This is a genomic window from Halovenus aranensis (genome assembly GCF_900100385.1).
GTDB lineage: Archaea > Halobacteriota > Halobacteria > Halobacteriales > Haloarculaceae > Halovenus > Halovenus aranensis.
This window is the reverse complement of sequence record NZ_FNFC01000012.1, coordinates 97,148-117,144: the sequence shown is the minus strand read 5'-3', so window position 1 is coordinate 117,144 and position 19,997 is coordinate 97,148. Positions and strand designations below refer to the sequence as shown.

Annotated in this window: 12 protein-coding genes and 4 pseudogenes; 10 read left to right on the top strand and 6 right to left on the bottom strand. The window is 54.7% G+C overall.

From position 1 onward, the window contains the following. Positions 1-10: 10 nt before the first annotated feature. The 4 genes and pseudogenes from BLR34_RS12800 to BLR34_RS12785 form a co-directional block, all read right to left on the bottom strand. Positions 11-1,267 carry an RNA-guided endonuclease InsQ/TnpB family protein gene (locus BLR34_RS12800; RefSeq protein WP_092703650.1) on the bottom strand — a complete coding sequence of 419 codons (1,257 nt, stop codon included), beginning with the start codon at positions 1,265-1,267 and terminating at the stop codon, positions 11-13. A 231-nt stretch (positions 1,268-1,498) separates the two neighbouring features. Further along, positions 1,499-2,079 (bottom strand): annotated as a pseudogene (locus BLR34_RS12795) (RNA-guided endonuclease InsQ/TnpB family protein); the annotation flags it as partial. 520 nt (positions 2,080-2,599) lie between these two features. Continuing rightward, positions 2,600-3,496 (bottom strand): MarR family transcriptional regulator, encoded by an 897-nt coding sequence (locus BLR34_RS12790; RefSeq protein ID WP_092703648.1) that lies wholly within the window; start codon positions 3,494-3,496, stop codon positions 2,600-2,602. Positions 3,497-3,618: 122 nt separating this feature from the next. Beyond that, complete coding sequence (locus BLR34_RS12785) at positions 3,619-4,821, bottom strand: serine/threonine-protein kinase (protein ID WP_143414164.1); 1,203 nt, start codon at positions 4,819-4,821, stop codon at positions 3,619-3,621. Positions 4,822-5,108: 287 nt separating this feature from the next. On the opposite strand from BLR34_RS12785, the pseudogene BLR34_RS12780 reads away from it, so the two are divergent. From BLR34_RS12780 to BLR34_RS12740, 10 genes and pseudogenes are all read left to right on the top strand, one after another. Further along, positions 5,109-5,910: pseudogene (locus BLR34_RS12780) on the top strand (IS4 family transposase). Positions 5,911-6,200: 290 nt separating this feature from the next. Next, positions 6,201-6,590 carry an IS200/IS605 family transposase gene (gene tnpA, locus BLR34_RS12775; protein ID WP_092703644.1) on the top strand — a complete coding sequence of 130 codons (390 nt, stop codon included), beginning with the start codon at positions 6,201-6,203 and terminating at the stop codon, positions 6,588-6,590. 2 nt (positions 6,591-6,592) lie between these two features. Then, positions 6,593-7,747 (top strand): RNA-guided endonuclease InsQ/TnpB family protein, encoded by a 1,155-nt coding sequence (locus BLR34_RS12770; RefSeq protein ID WP_092703643.1) that lies wholly within the window; start codon positions 6,593-6,595, stop codon positions 7,745-7,747. 18 nt (positions 7,748-7,765) lie between these two features. Beyond that, positions 7,766-8,296 (top strand): annotated as a pseudogene (locus BLR34_RS12765) (IS607 family transposase); the annotation flags it as partial. Continuing rightward, positions 8,289-10,010: a zinc ribbon domain-containing protein gene (locus tag BLR34_RS12760; protein WP_092703641.1), complete on the top strand. Its 1,722-nt coding sequence runs from the start codon at positions 8,289-8,291 to the stop codon at positions 10,008-10,010. The pseudogene BLR34_RS12765 and the gene BLR34_RS12760, both read left to right, overlap by 8 nt. Positions 10,011-10,253: 243 nt before the next feature. Then, a complete protein-coding gene (locus BLR34_RS12755) occupies positions 10,254-10,970 on the top strand; it encodes an ABC transporter ATP-binding protein (protein WP_092703639.1) in 717 nt (238 codons plus the stop codon). Positions 10,971-11,050: 80 nt separating this feature from the next. Beyond that, positions 11,051-12,193: an ABC transporter permease gene (locus tag BLR34_RS12750; RefSeq protein WP_176765318.1), complete on the top strand. Its 1,143-nt coding sequence runs from the start codon at positions 11,051-11,053 to the stop codon at positions 12,191-12,193. Next, complete coding sequence (locus BLR34_RS12745) at positions 12,190-13,422, top strand: ABC transporter permease (protein WP_092703635.1); 1,233 nt, start codon at positions 12,190-12,192, stop codon at positions 13,420-13,422. The genes BLR34_RS12750 and BLR34_RS12745 overlap by 4 nt, the downstream gene beginning before the upstream one ends. Before the next feature lie 120 nt (positions 13,423-13,542). Beyond that, positions 13,543-13,770: pseudogene (locus BLR34_RS17615) on the top strand (hypothetical protein); the annotation flags it as partial. Positions 13,771-13,937: 167 nt separating this feature from the next. Beyond that, positions 13,938-15,194: an RNA-guided endonuclease InsQ/TnpB family protein gene (locus tag BLR34_RS12740; RefSeq protein ID WP_092703668.1), complete on the top strand. Its 1,257-nt coding sequence runs from the start codon at positions 13,938-13,940 to the stop codon at positions 15,192-15,194. 77 nt (positions 15,195-15,271) lie between these two features. On the opposite strand, the gene BLR34_RS16670 is transcribed toward BLR34_RS12740, so the two are convergent. Both BLR34_RS16670 and BLR34_RS12735 read right to left on the bottom strand, forming a co-directional pair. Further along, a complete protein-coding gene (locus BLR34_RS16670) occupies positions 15,272-16,192 on the bottom strand; it encodes a hypothetical protein (protein WP_143414163.1) in 921 nt (306 codons plus the stop codon). Positions 16,193-16,440: 248 nt separating this feature from the next. Then, the gene (locus tag BLR34_RS12735; RefSeq protein WP_176765317.1) at positions 16,441-19,275 is read right to left on the bottom strand and encodes a PGF-pre-PGF domain-containing protein; all 2,835 of its coding nucleotides are present in this window, start codon (positions 19,273-19,275) and stop codon (positions 16,441-16,443) included. Positions 19,276-19,997 lie beyond the last annotated feature (722 nt).

Below are 19,997 nucleotides of genomic sequence, written 5' to 3'. Positions count from 1 at the left end.
ACGGTTTGAGCTACCCACCCGTGAACGGGTGGGATTCAGCGTGGACTCCCGTTCTGGCCGAATCATCGGCAGGAGGTTCATACTCTCCATTCACGTTCACCATCCCGCTGTTCAAGCGCACGCCCAAGGGTGCGCCTCCGTCGTCGCCAGTTTGGTTCCGACGGAGATACCGCAGACCGATGTTCTTCGCCGCGTTGTAGTCGGCGTGGTTCTCGTAGCCGCATTTCAGACACTCAAAGTTCTCACCGTCGCGGTTGTCTGGGTGTGTGAACCCACAATGTGAACACCGTCGAGAGGTGTTCTCCGGGTCAACTTGCTCAACCGTGATACCGTATTTTTCAGCTTTGTAGTCGACGTATTCGTAGAGCCGGTTGAATGCCCACTTGTGCCCCCACGACGCGCCAGTGCGGTCACGAATGTCGCTCAAATCCTCGAACGCTATCACCGAACAATCGTGGTTACGGGCTTCAGCTACCAACTCGTTCGATATGCGGTGAAGCGTCATCTTGAACCGACCATCCTCTTTGCGTCCGACCGCCTGCATATTCTCGTGTGCCCATCGTGTGCCGTGTTCTTGCAAGTTTCCACGCCGCTTCTCATATTCTCGTCGCCAGTGGTCGAATTCGTCGCCAGTCCAGAACGTACCAGTCGAGGTAACGGCGAGGTTGTTCACGCCGAGGTCAACGCCAAGCACCGTTCCGTGCGTGGTCGTTGCCTGTTCCGGCGTGTCAGACTCCACGTCCTTTTTGCAGTGGATGTGAAGTTGCCATTTGCCGTGTTTGTGGTGTAGCTCTGCCCCTGTCGTCTCGTACTCGTCGGAGAATAGATATTTTGCGTGGGGCGTGTCGCTGTCCTCATCTGGCAGCACGTAGTCGGCTTCGATGCGACCGTCTGTGGTGGCGAGACTCACGTAGTCGTCGTGAAACGTCGCCGTGCGGTGGTCGTAGACGACGTGTGGAGTCGTGAAGGAGGGTTTCGATGCCTTCTTGCCCTGTTTCCACTTGGCGACGACGCTTTTGCAGGCTTCGGCGGCCTTGTTGCGGGCAGCTTGTACCAGTCCACCGTTGAAACCGTCTGTGGCTTCTCGCACGTCGTCGTAGGTTTCGTCGTCAAGTGTGGTCTTGCTCGTCGTGACGTATTCGCCCTCGAACGCATGGTCTGTGACGTACTGAGCGCACCACAGGAACGTGTCTACGGTGTCTTCAAGGAGTACGGCGTCGTCACTGTCCACATCGAGTTTTACCGGGACAGTACGCCGCACCTCCATATGTTATATGTAACGTCATAGATTCAAAAGTATTGGGGAGTAGGCCGAGCGTTTGCCGGTAGATTGGCTCAATAGCTTACGGATTCATCCAACCCCTGAAGGGGTTGGTTTTCTCCTGCATTTCGTATAAATAAGTACACATCACGCAAGTAGGTGACACATATGACGTGTCCAGTCTATCAACTACCTCGGCAAACGCCGAGGTTTGTCGGTGAACTCCCGGTCTGTCCACTAGACCGTGGAAGGCGAGTACTCGCCGTTCCCGTTCACTGTTCCCGACTTCAGGGCAAGATGATAGGTTACAGATGATAGGTTACCCCTCCAGAACCAGACTTGCGCCGATTCTGGATGAATTTGTGTGCAATGTTTCGCGCCGCATTGTAGTCGCTGTGTAGCTCTTTGCTGCATTTCTGGCACACGAACACGTCCCCATCCCGGTTATCCTCGTGAGTGAAACCGCAACCAGTCTCAGAACACCGTTGACTAGTATATGCTGGATGGACAGTTTCAACGAGAATACCTTCTTGTTTGGCCTTGTATTCGACTTGGCGTTTCAGTTCGTTGAACGCCCACTGCTGGAATTTCGAGGCGTCCGAGATGCGTTCACGGATGTTTTCCAAGTCCTCGAAGACAATAGTCGTACACCCGTGAGAGACGGCTTCCGTAACCAGTTCCTTCGAGGCGTGATGTAAGAAGTCCTCTGACCAGTTGGCGAAGGTGTCACCGATGGATTGGATGGTGAGGTGTGCGCTTCGAGTACCTTTTTGTTGGAGGCGAGCACGTTGACGTTCGTATTCACGGCGCTTGTGATTGCTCTTCCAAGCCAAAATGCGGCGAAGCCCAGGACCTGTCCGGCGAAGCCCAGGACCTGTCCGGCGAACAGCAGCGCCAGCGCGAGGCCGCCGACGAGCAGGCCGACCGTACCCCTCGAAGGTCGGGCATACCTGTCGTTGGCGTCTCACTCAATTGACTGTTTGGGGCCAACAAAAAAAGCGAATCCAAGTGAGGGGGGATCTGGGCTACATCCGGACGGGTCTGGCAAGTGAGGCGACTCGGAATCTAGCCCACAGGGGATTTGGATTCGCTACCGCTGTCACAGCGGCATTAATAGTTTGTACGACATTTATAAATATTTTTTGTCACCAACTTTGCCACTCTAGTTCGTCACCGCACGCAGTTCGCCCCTGTTGTCAACTGCTCCGGGGTCAAGTGGTTCGAGAGACTTCGTCTCTCGTCATCACGGAAGACGGCGTCTTCCGTACGACCCCGAGGCACTCTGCCTGCTTTCTCTGTAGATCACATTGCCAACAACTGGTATGCCGCCTGTGCAGTTCAGTTTACCATTTCTCGGACCAATTGTAGTTCTTCGGCTTCGGAGAAGCGGTCCGACTCCAGACACGCACAGAGAGCCTTGTGAACTAGTTCCGGTTCGTCGACAGCCGTCAGCGCCCCACCGTCCGCACCAGTCGCCTCCGCTGCGCATGGCTCAACAGTTTCGAGACACCCTTCGACAGCCTCGATCCGATCCTCAAGCGTTTCGAGTTGTGTCAGTACGTCCGCAAGCATCGGCTCAAGGGCCGTCGCTGTGGGTGACGCGGACTGATCGTCGGAGTCGCCCTCTGTGACGTCTGTCTCGAGAACAGTTTCAGTAAATGCCACGCGATCGCTCCATTCGAACCCCTTAATATCGTTAACACGGTTGTTGACCGTTGCGCTCGATACGCCGAGCTCGTCACCAATTTCACGCTGTGTCGCAGTCGGCTTGTCGGCGATAACCCTGAGCACGTCAATCTCTTTCGCCGAGAGGTCGTCCCGGCTTGGTTTGTCGTCTCCATTGCCGTCCGCTGACTCCTCCGTAGTGGTCGCTTCACTTTCGGGAGCGTCGGTTGTGGCTGCCTCAGTCTCTGTACTCGTTTCAGACTGTGAGGCTGTGGCTGTCGAGCCATCAGTCATCGCTGTGCCGGTGACAGCTGTCTCAGCCGTTGTGCGCTCGTCTGGTGTGTCGGCTGGCGAAGACTCGTCAGCGCCTGTCTCGTCGGCAGTCGCTTGGTCGTTTTCGGCCGCTGGGTCGCCGTACTCGTCGAGAGTCCGTTCAACGAGTTCGGTCGTCGCACTCGGCACCATCGAAGCAAGTTCGTCCATGGAGGCGTCTGGATTCTCTGCGGCGACATCGAGGACCTGTTTGTGGCGCATCGACCGTGGATGTTGGTCGTCTTCCCCCGAACTCATTATACTACTATGTTGATATAGCCTACAACTTCACCATTACGATATAATTTTAGTCAATATAATATTGTTATGATGTATGATAATATGCTTGTTCAAAATCACTCTGAGAAGGCAACTGGATGTCAATTGGTCGAAGAGGCGATCAAATCGGCCCGGAACTGTTCAATTGTTTGATAGCGTTGTGCGGGCGCTCTGGTGATCGCTTTCTCTACTACACGGTCAAGCTCTGCTGAGACTCCCGAAATTGTCTCTGGGGACTGAATGTCGCCCTCCCGAAGTGCTTGCTCGGGTGCAGTTGCATCGACTGGGGGCTGTTCACAGAGCAGCCAGTACGCGACGGCGCCGAGTTGGTAGACACAGGTCGTAGCGGTTAGTGTTCCGCGAAGCTGCTCAGGCGCAGTAAACGGCGACGTGTATCCTTGGCCAACTGCGGTGGTGGTCCTCCATTTAATCCCCCAGTTTGCCATCAACGCCCGCCATCCTCCATCCTGTGTCTGGAGACCGATATTTGCAGGCAGAATCCCACACACTTGGTCGTGTTCGGCTGTCACTGTCATTGCCCCGCGCAACAATTGATCAAGAAGTTCGAATCTGGTATCAAGAGGCAAATCTAGCCCGACATCTGCGAGTGTCTGTTTCCCGGATCGATAAGCGACCCACGGTGTTGGCTCACTTCCCGAGTCGTATATCGGAGCGACATATGCTGACTGGTCGCTCTGTTCCCACGCATTGACAGCGGTGTTGAACCTGTTCTGAACCGCTCCATTGGAAGCATGTTTCTGTGAGATCAGCAGTACCTCTGCGTGTGTCCCGTCACCCCATGGTGTTCGATAGCGGAGAACTACGTCACTTGTGTTGATGAGTTCAACTTTCGTGATGTCTGGTATCGAAAGATCAAGTTGCGTTAGACTTGCTGGCTCAGTGTATGAGAGGCTCGGTTCGGTGCCAGTGTCTGTGTCTGCAGTGGCAGCGTTCGTTGAGTCGGACGATTTTGTCGCTGCTCTATCGAACCGGACGCCGGATTGTGTAATATCGTATCGCAGAAAGCGATGGTCGCGTGTCTCCTTGCTCGTTCCTTCACGGGTAAACGCGCACAGTTCTTTGAAATTGTAGTCGCGCTGGATCCGTTTGGCTTGCTTGTATGCCTCTTTTTTTGATTGATTGACTGCGATCGCACACGGTGTCTTCGCGGGCACAATCGCCCATGTATCAGCAAGTTCATCATATTTAACATGTAGACACTCAAACAGTGGGTTCCAGAACACATTTCGGACACTGTTTGGTGTCCCCCAATGGAGAAGGCAGGGATGATTCTCTTCGTCCATCTTCGATTTCGCTGCGCGGACGGCCTCCATCTGGCTATCGTGTGTTGAATACGTGTTGCCGGTACGTCGATATTCTTCTATCACCCAAAGTTGGCCCTGATTAACGACTTCTATTGGAGGACGTTTAGGCACCGCTGGGAGCATTGAAACTTTGCGTATAAATTATTAGCTTCTCTCAACTATTTAATTGTTCGCTCATCCAGACATTTTGACATCCTCCACACGGCTTCAGCCCTGTCTCTTACCCACAAGTCCTAATCGAAGAGCTGATGAACCAAGACAGGTAGATGGGACGCCGCTTACGGAGTTGGAAGCCAGAACTCGATGAGGATGGACAGCTGTGTGACATGGATGTTTCCGGGTGGATTCGAACGGAGTTTCGGTCAGCTGAGTTTGGCGACAAGCGCCTGACTGACCGATTGGTTCAACTTGGGGATGAACTCGGCAGTTCAAGGTCGCAAAACAATCGAGATTCAACAGGGAGGTGGGCGCGAAGCGAGAACAGCGGAGTTGTCGATAGCCACTGGAACGTGTGAGTTGCGCGCGCCAAGGAATAATCCTGATCAAGACGGTTCAATTGAGGTGAATGTCGTGAGAGTCGACGAGGTCTATGAAAATGACGACCCGATTCAGTGGGTGTTGCTCACCACTGAATCGGTCGAAGAGTTGGAGGAGACGCTGACACTCATTGACTATTACGGCCTCTGCTAGCGAATTGAAGACTGGGATAAAGCACTCAAGAGTGGCTGTAACATCGAAGAACGGCAACTGCAGACTTGGGAGTGGATGGAAGTTTTGTTGAGCATGTATTCAGTGATCGCGTGGAAAGTTCTGGAGCTACGAGAACTTGCTCGTGGTGATAGTTCAGTATCTCCGGCGGTCCTGCTGAGTGAGGCAGAGCGCACAATTCTGGAAACGAAATTTCCAGAATTGAGCGACCAAGATGGGAAATCATACGCAGTGAGCGTCGCTAAACTCGGCGGTTATCTTGATCGTGGTTCAGATCCGCCACCAGGTTGGGAGACGATGTGGAAAGGGCTCCAAAAGCTACGCATGTGGGCTGAAGGATACGAACTCGGTGCTGAATGAGCGCGCTTCGCGGCTCATTCAGCAGAACCGGCCGAAATAACGAGTTCAACGGAGCTTTTCAAGCGACTTCATCGAGACTTCTCTAATCTTGGGCAGATACTGATGGAGATTTGATTGGTTCTTCTTCTCATACCTGATTTGGTTGAATTTACAGCGGTAGCGAGGCGAAAGCCCATCGGCTTTAGCCGTGGGATGAAGCCGACAACTGGGAATCTCTCCACGCTCGTAGCCACGGCTGGGGTTGGATGCTTACGTAACATCTTTAGGTGAGTAATATCTATATACTGACGATGCCTCGTGGGTTTGACAGGGAACGTACCAGCGTCCACAAACTCCAGTACCACTTCATCTGGTGTCCGAAATACCGTAAATCGGTACTTGAGGGCGAGGTACGCACCCGTCTCGAAGAACTCATCGAGGTGAAAGCCGACGAACTTGACCTCGAAATCTTGGAGTTGGCGATTCGCCCCGACCACGTACACCTGTTCATCACGGGCGACCCGACGCTCGCCCCGAACAAGATAATGCAACAGGTCAAAGGCTACTCCTCGCGCCACCTCCGCGACGAGTTTGACTTCGGTTTGCCGTCGCTGTGGACGCGCTCGTACTTCGTCTCAAGTGCGGGCGACGTATCCAGCGGAGTAATCGAGGAGTACATCGACGCCCAAGCAGGTGAGTAGTCATGCAACGGAACGTCTCAACCACGGTGCGGGTCAAACTCCACTCGCTGACCAACAGGAAAGCCGACCTGCTCGCCCGTGAGTACGAGGCGTTCCAGACTGAGGTACACGGTGGAGACGCTGACCTGTACTCTGCAACCGACCAGCAGGCGTCGAAAGTACAACGGCAGAAAGACCCAAATCCCGGTACGGAACAACCTGTCGTCCTTCGCAACGACGTGTTCGACGTGGCCTACGACGAAGACACCGTTCTCTCGTCGTGGTGGGTGAAAGTCCCCGTCTATGACCCTGACAAAGGACAAGGCAACTCCATCTGGTGTCCCGCCCACGTCCCACGAAAGGACGAACAGCTCGTCCATGAGGGGAATCTTCGAGACAGCGAACTGGTGCGCCGTGACGGTGACTGGTACGTGCATCTCGTCGTCAAGCGGTCTGTGACCGTCCAAGACGAGTACGACGACGTGCTGGCTATCGACATGGGCGCACGCTGGGTCGCTACCTGCGCGTTCCTCTCTGACCGCAAAACCACGTTCTACGGCGAGGAAGTGCGTCATATCCGCGAACACTACAAGCAACTCCGCAAGTCCATCGGGAAAGCGAAACCCCGACAAGGACAGCAGGTGGTCGAGCGTATCGGTGACGCGGAAGCGCGGAAGGTGGACGACCGCCTCCACAAAATTGCTCGGCAAATCGTGGAGGATGCCGAAGAACGGAACGCAATCATCGTCGTGGGCGACCTCGGCGGGATTCGCAAGGACAACGATAAAGGGCGGTACGTCAACGACAAGACCCACAAGATGCCGTTCGCTCGCCTGCTCAACTACATCGAGTACAAAGCCCACGACGCGGGTATCGACGTGCAACTGGTCGAAGAATACGACACGTCGCAGACGTGCAACCGCTGTGCCTGCGAAGGTGTCCGAGCAACGCAGGGACGTTTCGAGTGTCCCGAATGTGGGCTTGATGACAACGCAGACAAGAACGGTGCGCTGAATATCGGCAAACGAGCCTTGGGCAAGTTCTCGAAACCGCTGTCCGAGGCGGGGGCTGTACTGGCACAGCCCGAAACGCAGGTCATCGTCCAACGCGACGACGAACCTGCGAACCTCCCGCTACTCGTGGATTCAACCCCCAGTGGGGGAACCCCACGGCTTTAGCCGTGTGGAGGATGTCAGACCCGCACACCGGGCGGTGAACGACGGATTCCACATCGGGAACTCCGCCGACTCGCTGGCGATACTCGGCCAACAGACCGTGTTGTACTCTACGCTCGCGTCTCAAGCCACGGCCAGAAAGACAACGGCGACCTCGACCGCCAACTTGACCGACTCACAGAGTACGCCCACGACCACGGCTGGAGCGTCGAAAATACGCACACCGACGTTGGTAGTGGTCTCAACGAAGACCGTCGTGGACTCGACTCGCTCCTTGATGACGTACAAGAAGCCGACTATGGACGCATTCTCGTGACCTACGAAGATCGACTCACTCGCTTTGGCTTCTCATATCTTGAACGGTATTTCGACTGCTACGGTGTCACCATTACCGTCATCGAAGACGAGACGGACAAATCAGCACAGGAAGAACTCGTTGATGACCTCATCAAACTCGTCGCCAGCTTCAGCGGCAAACTCTACGGTATGCGCTCCTCGAAAAAACAACAGGTCGTCAACACCGTTGAATCAGAGGTGAAACCCGATGAGTGACCACCTTTCGCTCCCAATTTGTCTCCCAGATGAAGACGACCAACGATTCGAGCGACTGGCAACACTCTCCCGTCGTGTCGCCAACCATGTCCTCAAAGACTATTGGACGCCAGTCCATCTAGACGGCGTTGACGACACATCCCATCAGGCGTGGAAATACTTCGATGAACACGACCCGTTCGAAGAACTCGACCTGTACCTTCCCTCGCGGTTTCGACGGTGCATCTTGCAGAAAGTCGGTGAAACGCTTCGGAGTCACGCCGACCGCCGAGACGCCTTCCAGTCTATCCAGAGCGTGTTGCCCGACCACAAAATCCGACGCATCCACCGCCGACAAATCAAAGAACAGCTCTGGGACGACGGCGACTACCTCTCGTCAGGCTACGTTGACATCCTCATCGACCAACTCAACAGCTACTACGACCGTCACGGGGCGTATCCAGCCACGTATTTCGAAATGCAGGACTGTCCAGAGTACGATAGCGGCGTCTTGCCGTTCTCTGCAGACGACGGCCCAACCAGCGGCCAAGCCGTCAAATACCAGTACGACGCCGACAGTGGGATGTTGATCATCCGGCTCAAGACGCCAGACACGCCGTCGCCGGAGACACGGGGAGACTGGTCGTGGACGGAGTACGAGCGCGGCGGCTACGAAGCGTTTCACGACCTACTGTCCTACGGTGATCTCTCGGCTCCTGAGTTCCAACCTTCCCGGCGAAAGACCGGTGACGCCTATTACGAACTGTCCTTTCCCGTCGAAGTCGATCAGACAGAGATGAACGACGATGTTGATTGCGTGCTGGCCCTCGATGCTGGGATGCGGAAAGATATGACTGCCGTGGTGGTCACTGACGACGGCGAACAACTGTCTACGCCACATTTCATCCAGTTCACTGACCGTGACGGGATGCGACGACTCCACCGGGAACGAACTCGACTGAACGACCGCCTTGCCGCGTTGTGCCGTGATGGTCGCTCGCATACTGACGAGTTCGCGCACATCCAGAGCGAATACGAGCGGGTAAACAGCAAGATTCGGCACAAGCGCGAGCAACTGACACACGACGTAGCCAACCAGGTTCTCGCACTTGCGCTCACCTACGACGTGGACGCGATTGTCCACGAAGATTTGCGGTCGCTCTCCCCACCGAGTGACGAAGGCACGTTGTCGTGGGAATTGTCGTCGTGGGCGCGGCGTGAGATCATCGAGAACATCGAATACCGAGCAGACTGCGCTGGAGTAGCTGTTGAACGAGTCTATCCACAGGGGACGAGCCGGTCGTGTCCCCGGTGTGGCTCAACCGGCCACACCTGCAAATCGCCCGACCACCAGCAAGAACACTGGTGGGGCGGGCATTTCCGGTGTGACAACGCCCGGTGTGGGTTCGAGAGCGACCGGGATTACATCGGGGCGCTGAACGTCGCCCGTGTGTTCTTCAGCGGCACGGACGAGCTAGACCACGGTTTTACCTCCTCCTACACGGGGGACTGTGAAACCGTGCTAGCTGGCCGTTCCGCTGGCACGCGGCTCACATTCGGGTCTGGCATCGTCGCCTACGAACCCGGCCAAGCAGCGGCGACCGCTGGTGGTGGGTCGGCTGTCATAGCACCCGCTGTCGCCGTGCCCGAGTCGAATGCGGATGGTAGTGATGGACGTGGCCCAGTCGTCCAACAGTGTACCCGTTTTATACGGTGTACAACTGAAAGGTACTGAAAATTGGAACGGTAGCTGACGGATACTTTCCAAGTCTTCGAGCTTGATGACTTGGATTGGTGAATTGACTGGCGTACTCGACAAGTCGTTTTGAGAGGGTATGATGGAGATATGAGTGCATACCCTCGCCCTCTCGATCGGCCCGCGGTCCAGACGACAAGTGTCAGAACACTCGCCTTCGCGGAAGGGCGAGGACACTCACAAGTGCGCAAGCTATTTGATGTTGATTAGATAAGTCCGCATATGGGTGCTGCCGCCGACAGGTCAGAACGGTCTCTCGTCACGTGCGACGATATCACAAGAATGTATCAACAGAATGAATCTCGGTTTTCGCGTGGTGGCGGAAACACGGTTACAGCCATTGAAGATATTTCACTTTCTATTGATACAGCAGAGGTGGTTGGAATTGCGGGTCCGAGTGGCAGTGGAAAATCAACGCTCATGCACATATTGGCAGCTCTGGATACGCCGACATCTGGAACAATCGAGTTTGGCGGGACTGATATCGCAGCACTGTCTGATCGAGAGCGGACTAAATTTCGAATGGAGACTGTCGGATTAGTGTTTCAGCGGTTTTATCTGCTTCAGTCCCTCTCAGCACGAGGAAACGTCGCCCTGCCGCTCGTTGAACGTGGTGTTAGCCGGCGTGAGCGGCGCCAACGCGCTGAGACAATGCTTGAACGAGTGGGTCTCGATGACCGTGTGGATCACCGACCGCGTTCACTCAGCGGTGGAGAACAACAGCGTGTTGCGGTTGCAAGAGCACTGGTTACAGATCCAGCACTCATCGTTGCAGACGAACCGACTGGTGAATTAGATACCGAGACAGGCAAGCGAGTTCTCGATGCGCTCATCGAGACAACTGAGGATCGGGCTGTTGTGATCGCATCACATGACCGTCGTGCTCTTGACCGAACTGATCGCGTTATCGAACTGCTTGATGGTGGCCGAAGAGAATGACTCGCCGCTCAGTTGCTGGGCTTATCGGGCTTGGCATCAGACGCGTATTCGCTCGGTTACGAGGCCCCGCACCCGGTCGAATGGTCGTCTCACTTTGTGGGATTGCGGCTGCTATCGCCGTCCTGGTTGTTGTAACAGCGCTTGCACTCGGTTTGTCAAGCACAGCGACTGTTGAGGGAGATAACGTCGATTACTGGATTGTCCCTGAGACTGGTGATGTTGCGTCGACACCGCTGCCCTCAGAAGGGCCGCGTCTTGGCTCGACCCACGATATCGCGTTCGAACTACAGCGTAACGACCGTATCGCGTATATAACGCCCGTTGCAATCGAGCCAATCCAACTCACATCGGCGACTAGTGGGAATGAAACGTATGTGCTGGCTCTTGGTGTGCTTCCAGCCGACCAACAGCAATCTGTTGTCGGTGCTGATGTCAGCCAGCTCAACGCGACATATCCACATTATGCAAACGGAAGCTACAATGGCGTATGGACGGGGGAGTTACTCGCCTCACCGGCCGCAGCAGCCCAGCTTGATGTCGATGCTGGCGAGACCCTCAGGACTGGCCAGGCGAATCAGTCATTCACCGTGCAAGACGTTACTGATAGCGAGGTTACAGTCGGTGTGAGTCAGGTACCAGTTGTGATTACACATCTTGCGGAGTTACAAACACTGGCTGGGCTCGCTGATGGCGATTTAGCCGACCAGATTCTGGTTGCAACCAATGATGACACGGTGCGGGAGACACTGACAGGCGTTTATCCGAACACTGAGGTTGTCACACGGGCTGGACTCGGTCAGATTGATCCGACGCCGACGAGTCTCCCATTTGCGATGGCCTTAACGGCTGGCATAACGTCACTTGGCATCGGTGCGCTGTTCGTTGCGACGATGATGGGGCTGGAACTGAACGCGTCGCGACAGCGCCTTGCAGTCCTTTCAGCAATCGGATTTAGCCGTTTGTCGATCAGTCTCGTCCTTGTCGCCGAGACCGTGACAGTAGCAGTGCTTGGTGGTGTAATTGGAACTGGGCTCGGATTGGGCTGTGTGGTCGGACTCAATGCTGGGCTCGCTGAGATGATTGGCCTCCCGGCAGTCGCTGTGCTTGATTCGGTACTGGTGGTGTATGGAATTGTAACCGCAGCTGTGGTTGGCCTGCTTGCAACAGGCTATCCGCTCTATATCGCTCGTCGAACCACTGTCTTGGAGGAACTAACACAATGAGCAGACGTGCGCGCGTTACCGGTCTCGTCGGTGTCGGTGTGCGACAGCTGGTTGGAGACCCTGCGCGGCTGGCATTTGCCGTGACTGGCGTCGCTGCTGCCGTCCTCGCAATCACGCTTCTGTTTGGGGTTGGTGCTGGCGTTGTCGAGACTGGCGCCGATCTGACAGAGCAAAGTGAGTTTGATCTCTGGATGACCGGTGGACCAGTTGAGCTCAGTCCGACGTCGATCGGTGGATTCCGAAACCCGGTCACTGACGCCCATGAGATGGCGGCAGCAATTGAATCACAACAGGGGGTTGATGTCGCGGTGCCAATGGCGTTTCAGGCAATCTACGTCAGCACTGACGGTCAGGATTTCGAGACGGTAATGGGGACTGGCGTAGGGGGGAGCGGCCCGCTTATTGAATTACAGGCAGGGACCGGCTTTACTGCTGCTGACACACATTATGCTGACGGGGAGTACGATGGTGAACTGACTAGCGAGGCTATCATCGACCCGGGGACAGCAGCGAAGTATAACCTATCAGTTGGCGATACGCTGCATGTTGGCGGGACGATCAGCCTTGCACGAGAGACGACATTCCAGGTGATTGGTATCTCACCGACATTTCGGCGCTTTCATGGGACAAACACAGTTGCCCTTCTATTAAGCGAGTTACAGACGCTCACCGGCTCGGCAGCCAATGACCGCGCGACACTGATCTCCGTTCGTCTTGCTGATGATGCTGACCAGAGCGCCGTCAAACAGCGTCTCACGACCACGTTTCCTGAGTTCGACGTCCGGACAAATCAGGAACAAATTACAGCGATTCTTGAACGGCAAGCACTGGTTATCGCTGGCGGCCTCGGGCTTGTCGCCTTTGCTGTCCTTGCTGGTATGGCTCTGTCGTTGAATCTCTTTCTGTCTCTTATTTATCAACAGCGCTTGGAGATGGCGACATACCGGGCAATTGGTGGGTCTCGGGAGTCCGTATTGGTCCTGGCACTTGTCCAAGCACTAACGATCGCCACAGTGGGATGTCTTCTCGGGTTGGTCATTACCCCGCCACTTGCTTGGGCTTTAGACCGGGCCGCGACAGCGGTTACTGGTTTCGAGGGGCTCGTACAGGTACCACCGTTTGCGTACGCGATTGGCGCCGGCATTGCACTGGTGTTCGGGGTCGTCGGTACCGTCCTTGCTACGTGGCAGGTCACACGTCACAGTTCGGTGACGGCTCTTACAAATTGACCACTCTGTAGCCCTGTCAACGGCCTCGGGGTCAAGCCCCGAGGTATCCGCCTTGATCTTGGTAGACAACGCTCCACGAGTCAAATTCTGGCTAACTCGTTTTCTCGCCCTTCTTCAATTTCTCTTGGGTGGCGGTACGTCCGTCGTGGCCTACAGTCGTCACGGCAGACGGACGACAGTCAACTCGCCCTGAAGTCAGGAACAGTGACGCCGAATTGGGGATTCGTCCCATCCGACCGATTGACTGACAAGCCCCGCGCCACCGTGCGCGGGGTGGTTGACAACCGTTCAGCAGTTTCGAGGCGGAGCCCCCGGCCTCAAGTCGTGCGGGACCGAAGGTCCCGCTGACCATCCGAACGGGCCCGCGGCCCGTGAGGAGAGAGCGAGGGCTTCCGACTGGTCGGAAGCACGACGCGAGTAGGCCGGGGAGGAAGCCGACACAGAGTGACGCATACCACAAGACAGTAGCCGACCGACTCCCAATAATTAAGTACCGTCGAAAACACACCTGGAACATAGAGGTCAGACGTACCGCGCCGGTCAAACTCGTCGTTCCCGACGAGTATCACGACGACCTCCACGAAACCGCCGACCAATTCTTGTACTGTGCGAACGAGGCCAGTGACTACTGCTGGGACAACACTGACTACGAAGGCTGCGTCACCTCGAACGTGAAAGCTAGAGATGCGCTGTACGATCGTCTCCGCGAGGAAACTGACCTCACGGCAAACCTCGTCCAAGAATCCATCCGGCGTGCCGTCCACGCCGTCGATAGCGGTGTTGACCGCTGGAAGAAAGGCAAACGGACGAACAAACCAGAGTTCACCTCCTGGAGCATGGTCTACGACAAGCGGAGCGCGACGTTCTACCGGAACAAAATCTCACTTTCGACGGTGAACGGACGAATCGAGTGTGAATTCGAGTTGCCAGCAGATAGTCCAACACCATACGAGGAATACGTTCTCTCGGAAGAGTACGAGTTTCGGACGAGTACACTCCAGTACGACCAAGCGACTGACGAGTTCTACTTCCACGTCAAAACGCGGAAAGTGGACGACGAAGGCGAGGCTGTTGAAGTTGAGGGTTCGGACGATACCGGGCACCAGACCGTCCTCGGAATCGACCTCGGCGTGAACAGTCTTGCCGTCGCGTCAACCGGCACGTTCTGGAGTGGTGACGAGTACGACCACTGGATACAGGAGTTTGAAAAACGCCGAGCAGAGATGCAACAGCGTGGGACACAAGCCGCTCACAACGCCTTGTTGCGGCTTGGAAAGCGAGAGCGAGCATGGCGCAAACAGTATATCCACACAGTCGCCAACGAGATTGTTGCGGAAGCGGTTGACCACGAGTGCGACGTGATCGTGTTCGAGGACTTGACTGATATCCGTGAGCGACTGCCTCACGCTGACTGGCATCACATCTGGGCGTTCCGTCGTCTTGTCGAGTACGTTGAGTACAAAGCGCCAGACTGCGGTGTCGCGGTTGAACAGGTCGAGCCAGATCACACGAGCCAGCGGTGTTCACACACTGACTGTGGCTTCACTCACGAGGATAACCGCGACGGCGAGCAGTTCCAGTGTCTCAAATGCGGGTACGAGATCAACGCTGACTACAACGGCGCGAAAAACGTCGGCCTGCGGTATATGCGGGAGCGACAACACAGACTGCGTTCCTCGCCCACGTCGGGGAGCGCAGACGCACCAGTAGACGTGCGTCTGAATGGTGGGATGTTGAACGGCGACGGCTATCGGCCAACCGCCGACAGTTGATCGCCGGGAGTCCACATCAAAGCTCCACCCTCAACGAGCGAACCGCCTATGCGGTGAGCGAAGTAGGGTGGGGTAGTTTACCGGTAACGGCGAGCATACGCGAGAGATAATACAATACCAAGCACCGAACCAGAAAGTAGCGAACTGACACCAAAGCCCGGACCATTGCCATCCGAATTTACCCCTGTCCGTGTCCTAGTACCATTTGGCTCAATCACCGAGTCATCAGGTGTGGTACCGTCTCTATTGCTCTCTGTCTGCGTCCTACGTTGCGGTGTTCCCGTTCCATCTCCGCTTTCGGTTGGTGTTCTATTATCAGTCGGTGTCTCAGTAGCGCTGTTGTTTTGGTTACCAGCTCCCTCTGTCACGGTGACTGCGGTATCGCTGTCGATAGCAAGCGCATTGGGAAATCCTTCAACCTGCTCGTCACTGATCGCTGCGACGTATACTTGGAAATTACCTGGACTGGCGTCACGAAGGCTGAAATCCGCCCTGTAGGTCGTCGCGGCTGTCTGCTCTGCTGTTGCATTGAATACTGTGTCACCGTTCCAGACAGCAATCTCTACGGCTTCTGGCGGTGATGTACGGTTTCGATAATCAAGTTCTGTTGTAACAACGAACTGCTCATCAGTCGCAACTGTGCTTGGTGCCGTTACATTGAGGTCGTATCCAGAGACGACAACTGGGACAGCCTCCTCATACGCACCATTAATCTCAAGCGCGACTGCATATGTCCCCGGCTCGAGATACTCTGTAGAGAACGTTACATGCCGTGTCCCATCGTTTGACAACCGGACCACATCCTCAAGCTGCCGATCCTTGTTCCGTAACTGCACAAGTGCATCCTCAGGCCCGCTTACAGTGACACTGATTGTCTCTCCACGGTTATAACGGCTAATTGCGTCAATCGTCACCTTATCCCCACCAATCGTAACGGTCCGTTCAGGTACGTCGTGTGAATTCTCAACCTGAAGACTCGGTGAGTCGAGCGCAATCACACCACTTCCTAACAACACCGGCACACAACCCAGCAGTACTATCCACCGTATGGGTACGTTCATATACTGAAGCAATTATATGTACTGCCGTCTGGCACCGTATAGTTAGTTTCGATACGTAAGGTAATTTCTCGACTCGTCCAAATCAGCAACTACTGTAAAGCCGATGGGCTTTCGCCTCGCTACCGCTGTAACCAGGAACAGACCACTTCAGCCCCCTGGGAGGAGCTGTCTGCGGCTCGTCGTCTTTAGCTTCGACGACGAGCTATCAGAGCAACACCAATCACAGCGAGCAGAGCGATAACGGGACTGAAGCCTGGCGCAAACCCATCATCGCTGTCGCCGTCATCGGGCGTGTCCGTGGCTGTCGGTGTCGGTTCAGACGTGGCCGTCGGCTCAGGCGTCGCCGTCGGTGTCTGAGCACTGATTTCCACGTCTGTTACGCCAGTTGCACTATCTTCGCCAACACTGACGGTGTGCTCATAAGAACCGCCTTCTTCTGGTGCTGTTGCGGTGAACGTAAGTGTCGTTGAGTCGGACCCGTCCAACTGGACAGTCTGTTCGTCTTCGACAGCATCACCGAACTCGTAGGTTACAGTCGTCTCACCAGCACCACCGGTGTTCGATATTTCAACGGTAACCTCAAGTGTGTCGCCGCTCATCGCCTCGGCCGGAACATCAAGGTTGGAAACCTCAAATGCCGCCGGGCGCTCAGTGATCGTGACCGTTTCGGTCACGCTGCGCGTGTTGCCACCTTCGTTTTCGACGGTCAGGGTGACATCAATGCTGCCGGCTGTGTCAAACGAGGTCGTGATGACTTCACCGGTTTGTGTTTCACCATCAATTGACCACTCGTAGGAGACAATCTCTCCAACGCTGGCTTCGGAGCTACTTGCGTCAAGTGTGACGTCCTCTCCAACAGTTGGCTCACTAGGCATAACCTCGAATGTGGGGTCATCAAGCGCACTCACTGCGAAGAACGAGAACCCGGGCGTTTCTGCGACTAAGCGAACGCCGTTCTCGATTTCTTCGGCCTCCGTTGGCAAACTCTGCCATTCGCCCTCTGCAAAGCGGAAGACCTGCAGGTCCTCAGCAGTGGCGTCCATCTCGCTAAGCCGCTGGTCTGAGACCCGTTTTGTTATAGTTCCTGCCGAATCCACAGCATTATCAGGAACCTCTATTTGTGTCACAGAGACGACTTGTCCGGGCGTGTCGCCCGTTTCGGCTGGCTCATTCTCATACTCCACAACAGTGACGGACCCCTCAGTTTGGGATTCTATCTCGACTTGTTCAACGGTCGACTCTTCGGTGAACGTTGCACGACTCGTTCCTGACTCCTCATCAACTTGTGTCTGTGTTCGCTCAGCGCGCGTAGGGGTCGAACCTTCCGGGATCTGAATGTCACCGTCAAGTTCTTCAGCAATTTCGTCTCCTTCGAATATCTCAACGTTGGGCGAGTCCTCATCTTGTTGATTATCGTCGTCGCCATCATCGCCATCATCGCCATCATCGCCGTCATCGCCGTCACCATCACCGCCGCCGCCGACGCCGCCACCACTACTATCGTCACCATCGTCGCTCGCTTCAATCGTCAAATCGAACGTGTCGGTCTTGGTGACGCCATTTTCTGTGTACGTTGCCTCAATAGTCACTGTTCCTTCACTCTGAGCAGTGATTGTTGATCCACTCACGGTTGCGACACTGGAATCACGACTTGTGATTATCGCTTCGTTTGTGACTTCCTCACTTGATAGCTGATTGAAATTTGCATTGACTGTTGCGGTTGTTGTATCTCCACTGTTAATTGTCGAATCAGACAGTGTGACCTCAACTGAGTTGAGAGTACGTAGCGTCAGATCAACTCGTTCTGAGGATGTCTTAGTAAGGTCACCATCGGCCATTGCCATATGGACTGCGACATAGTCACCTGCGTCGAAATTACCAGTGGTGTCGACTGACACGGTCGTTGTACTACCGTCTGAGACTTGCAGTGACGTAGCAGAGGCGTAGACTGTGGTACTGCCTGTCTTTTGTGTGGTTGGTTCCTCGAAATTGCCATTGTTGGCGAGGAACGAGACAATATTCGCAAGTTCGAATACTCCTGACGCCTTGTTTTCGGTGAGCGTTCTGCCGAATGCCGTAACGCCGTCTTCCATGTCTGCAACACCCTCAACAGTCTGAATCGAGTGCTCGATTGTGAAATCACTGAGGGTCGTATCCCTGTCAATCTCGTCAGAATTTGGAGCCAGAATCTCCATCGTTTCCTGACTTACCGCAGATTCGTTCCACAGTGCGACGACGTGTTCAACCTGGCTACTGGACGTTGATACGCCGGGGTTAACATCGAATTCAATTGTGTCGCCAGGTTTGTGTGTACCGTCAACCGACACGCTAGAATCGGACTGTTGGACGTGTGCGGCGTCTGTTCCAAGAATCTCGATATGTCCGTCTATTCGGGTGAGGTTATCGTTGTTAATCACAGGGCCCTGCCCACTTGTCGTGTTAACGGCAATGAACGTGTAGGCGCCTGGTCCTCGATCGCTGTCAGACGTATCAAAGCTAAATGACACTGTTTGCCCGGAAACCTGTTTCGTGTCCACAGATTCAAATATAAGGTTTGGACTGTCGTTCTCTTCTTCAAAGAATGTTCGTAATTCGTCAATATCTAGCGTTCGAGGTACTTCCGGCCCATCAGAAGATATCGCTTTGACTGCGAGTAACTCTAAGTTAGTCCCGTCAAACTCCAGCCCTGCTCTTGTTCTGTCCGTGTCGAATGTCAGATCAATTGTTTCGCCATTTTGATATGTGACGAGGTCATTAATTCCGAGGTCAGTCGTTCCTTGGTTGGGCGTGCCTGCTAGTGTAATCAGATTTTTTACGGACGTCGCAACGCCACTTGACCGATCCACCCGGAGGGGCAAAGCGGCCTCATCCCAAACATCAACGTTATCATTTACACTAAGGAATGTACCAGGAACGCTGCTTTGTGCGGCGGTTATAGTTGTTGTGTTGCTCTGTAACTGATCGGCTACATCCTGTGGAGTGCCGGCTGTTGCTGCACCTGCCAGCGGTGCAAACACCATCAGGCTAGTTAGCAGGACGGCCAACGTTCTTTGATTAAACATCTATACTCTCCGTTTTCATACCGAATCATCTTATTTTTTATTACTAAGGCTGGCAGCCTGTCATAGAAGTCTTCACACGATACAGTCACCCTCATCATCTTTTTAGTGCTCTGTTGAATAGCGGTGTTTTCGGGATCAGTCAGAATTTGAGTCGGCTTGTTGGGAGTTGACTCCCGTAGTCTCAGAACCGAGGTGACTTCACCTTGGCTCAGAGACCGCTATTCAACACAGCACTTTTTAGAAATACAGGAGAAAACCAATCCCTTGGGTTAGATGAATCCGTACGCTATTGAGTCAATCTACCGGCAAACGCTCACCCTATTCTCCAACACTTCTGAACCCACACCGTTACAGAGTGTGTCATACAAAGCGTCCCATGGTTTAGTCACTCTCTCTAGCATTTCAAGACGTAACGCGTCAAAACTCTGTGCACTCGGTGCACGATTGTTAGAGCCAGCCAGAGAGAAGCATTTCAGTAAATCGAGTTGGTATTTTACCACCGAACTCAACCGGGCACGCTGTCAGACCAGCCACCTGCAGGCTGCTACAGACCACTACGAGACTGCGAGGTGGCGAGAGACAAAAACCGCTCGGAAGCCGAGAGTGCCTGGGAGGATGCAGAAGACGAACTCGGCCAGGCAGAGGAGTGCTGAGGGCTCTGGGAGTTCTCTCCTGTGGGG

Coding starts and splice junctions, on each gene's coding strand:
- BLR34_RS12790 (WP_092703648.1), bottom strand. CDS start 3,496: ATGAGTTCGGGGGAAGACGACCAACATCCACGGTCGATGCGCCACAAA.
- BLR34_RS12735 (WP_176765317.1), bottom strand. CDS start 19,275: ATGGTGTTTGCACCGCTGGCAGGTGCAGCAACAGCCGGCACTCCACAG.
- BLR34_RS12745 (WP_092703635.1), top strand. CDS start 12,190: ATGAGCAGACGTGCGCGCGTTACCGGTCTCGTCGGTGTCGGTGTGCGA.
- BLR34_RS12760 (WP_092703641.1), top strand. CDS start 8,289: ATGAGTGACCACCTTTCGCTCCCAATTTGTCTCCCAGATGAAGACGAC.
- BLR34_RS12800 (WP_092703650.1), bottom strand. CDS start 1,267: ATGGAGGTGCGGCGTACTGTCCCGGTAAAACTCGATGTGGACAGTGAC.
- BLR34_RS12750 (WP_176765318.1), top strand. CDS start 11,051: ATGGTCGTCTCACTTTGTGGGATTGCGGCTGCTATCGCCGTCCTGGTT.
- tnpA (WP_092703644.1), top strand. CDS start 6,201: ATGCCTCGTGGGTTTGACAGGGAACGTACCAGCGTCCACAAACTCCAG.
- BLR34_RS12755 (WP_092703639.1), top strand. CDS start 10,254: ATGGGTGCTGCCGCCGACAGGTCAGAACGGTCTCTCGTCACGTGCGAC.
- BLR34_RS12770 (WP_092703643.1), top strand. CDS start 6,593: ATGCAACGGAACGTCTCAACCACGGTGCGGGTCAAACTCCACTCGCTG.
- BLR34_RS12785 (WP_143414164.1), bottom strand. CDS start 4,821: ATGGACGAAGAGAATCATCCCTGCCTTCTCCATTGGGGGACACCAAAC.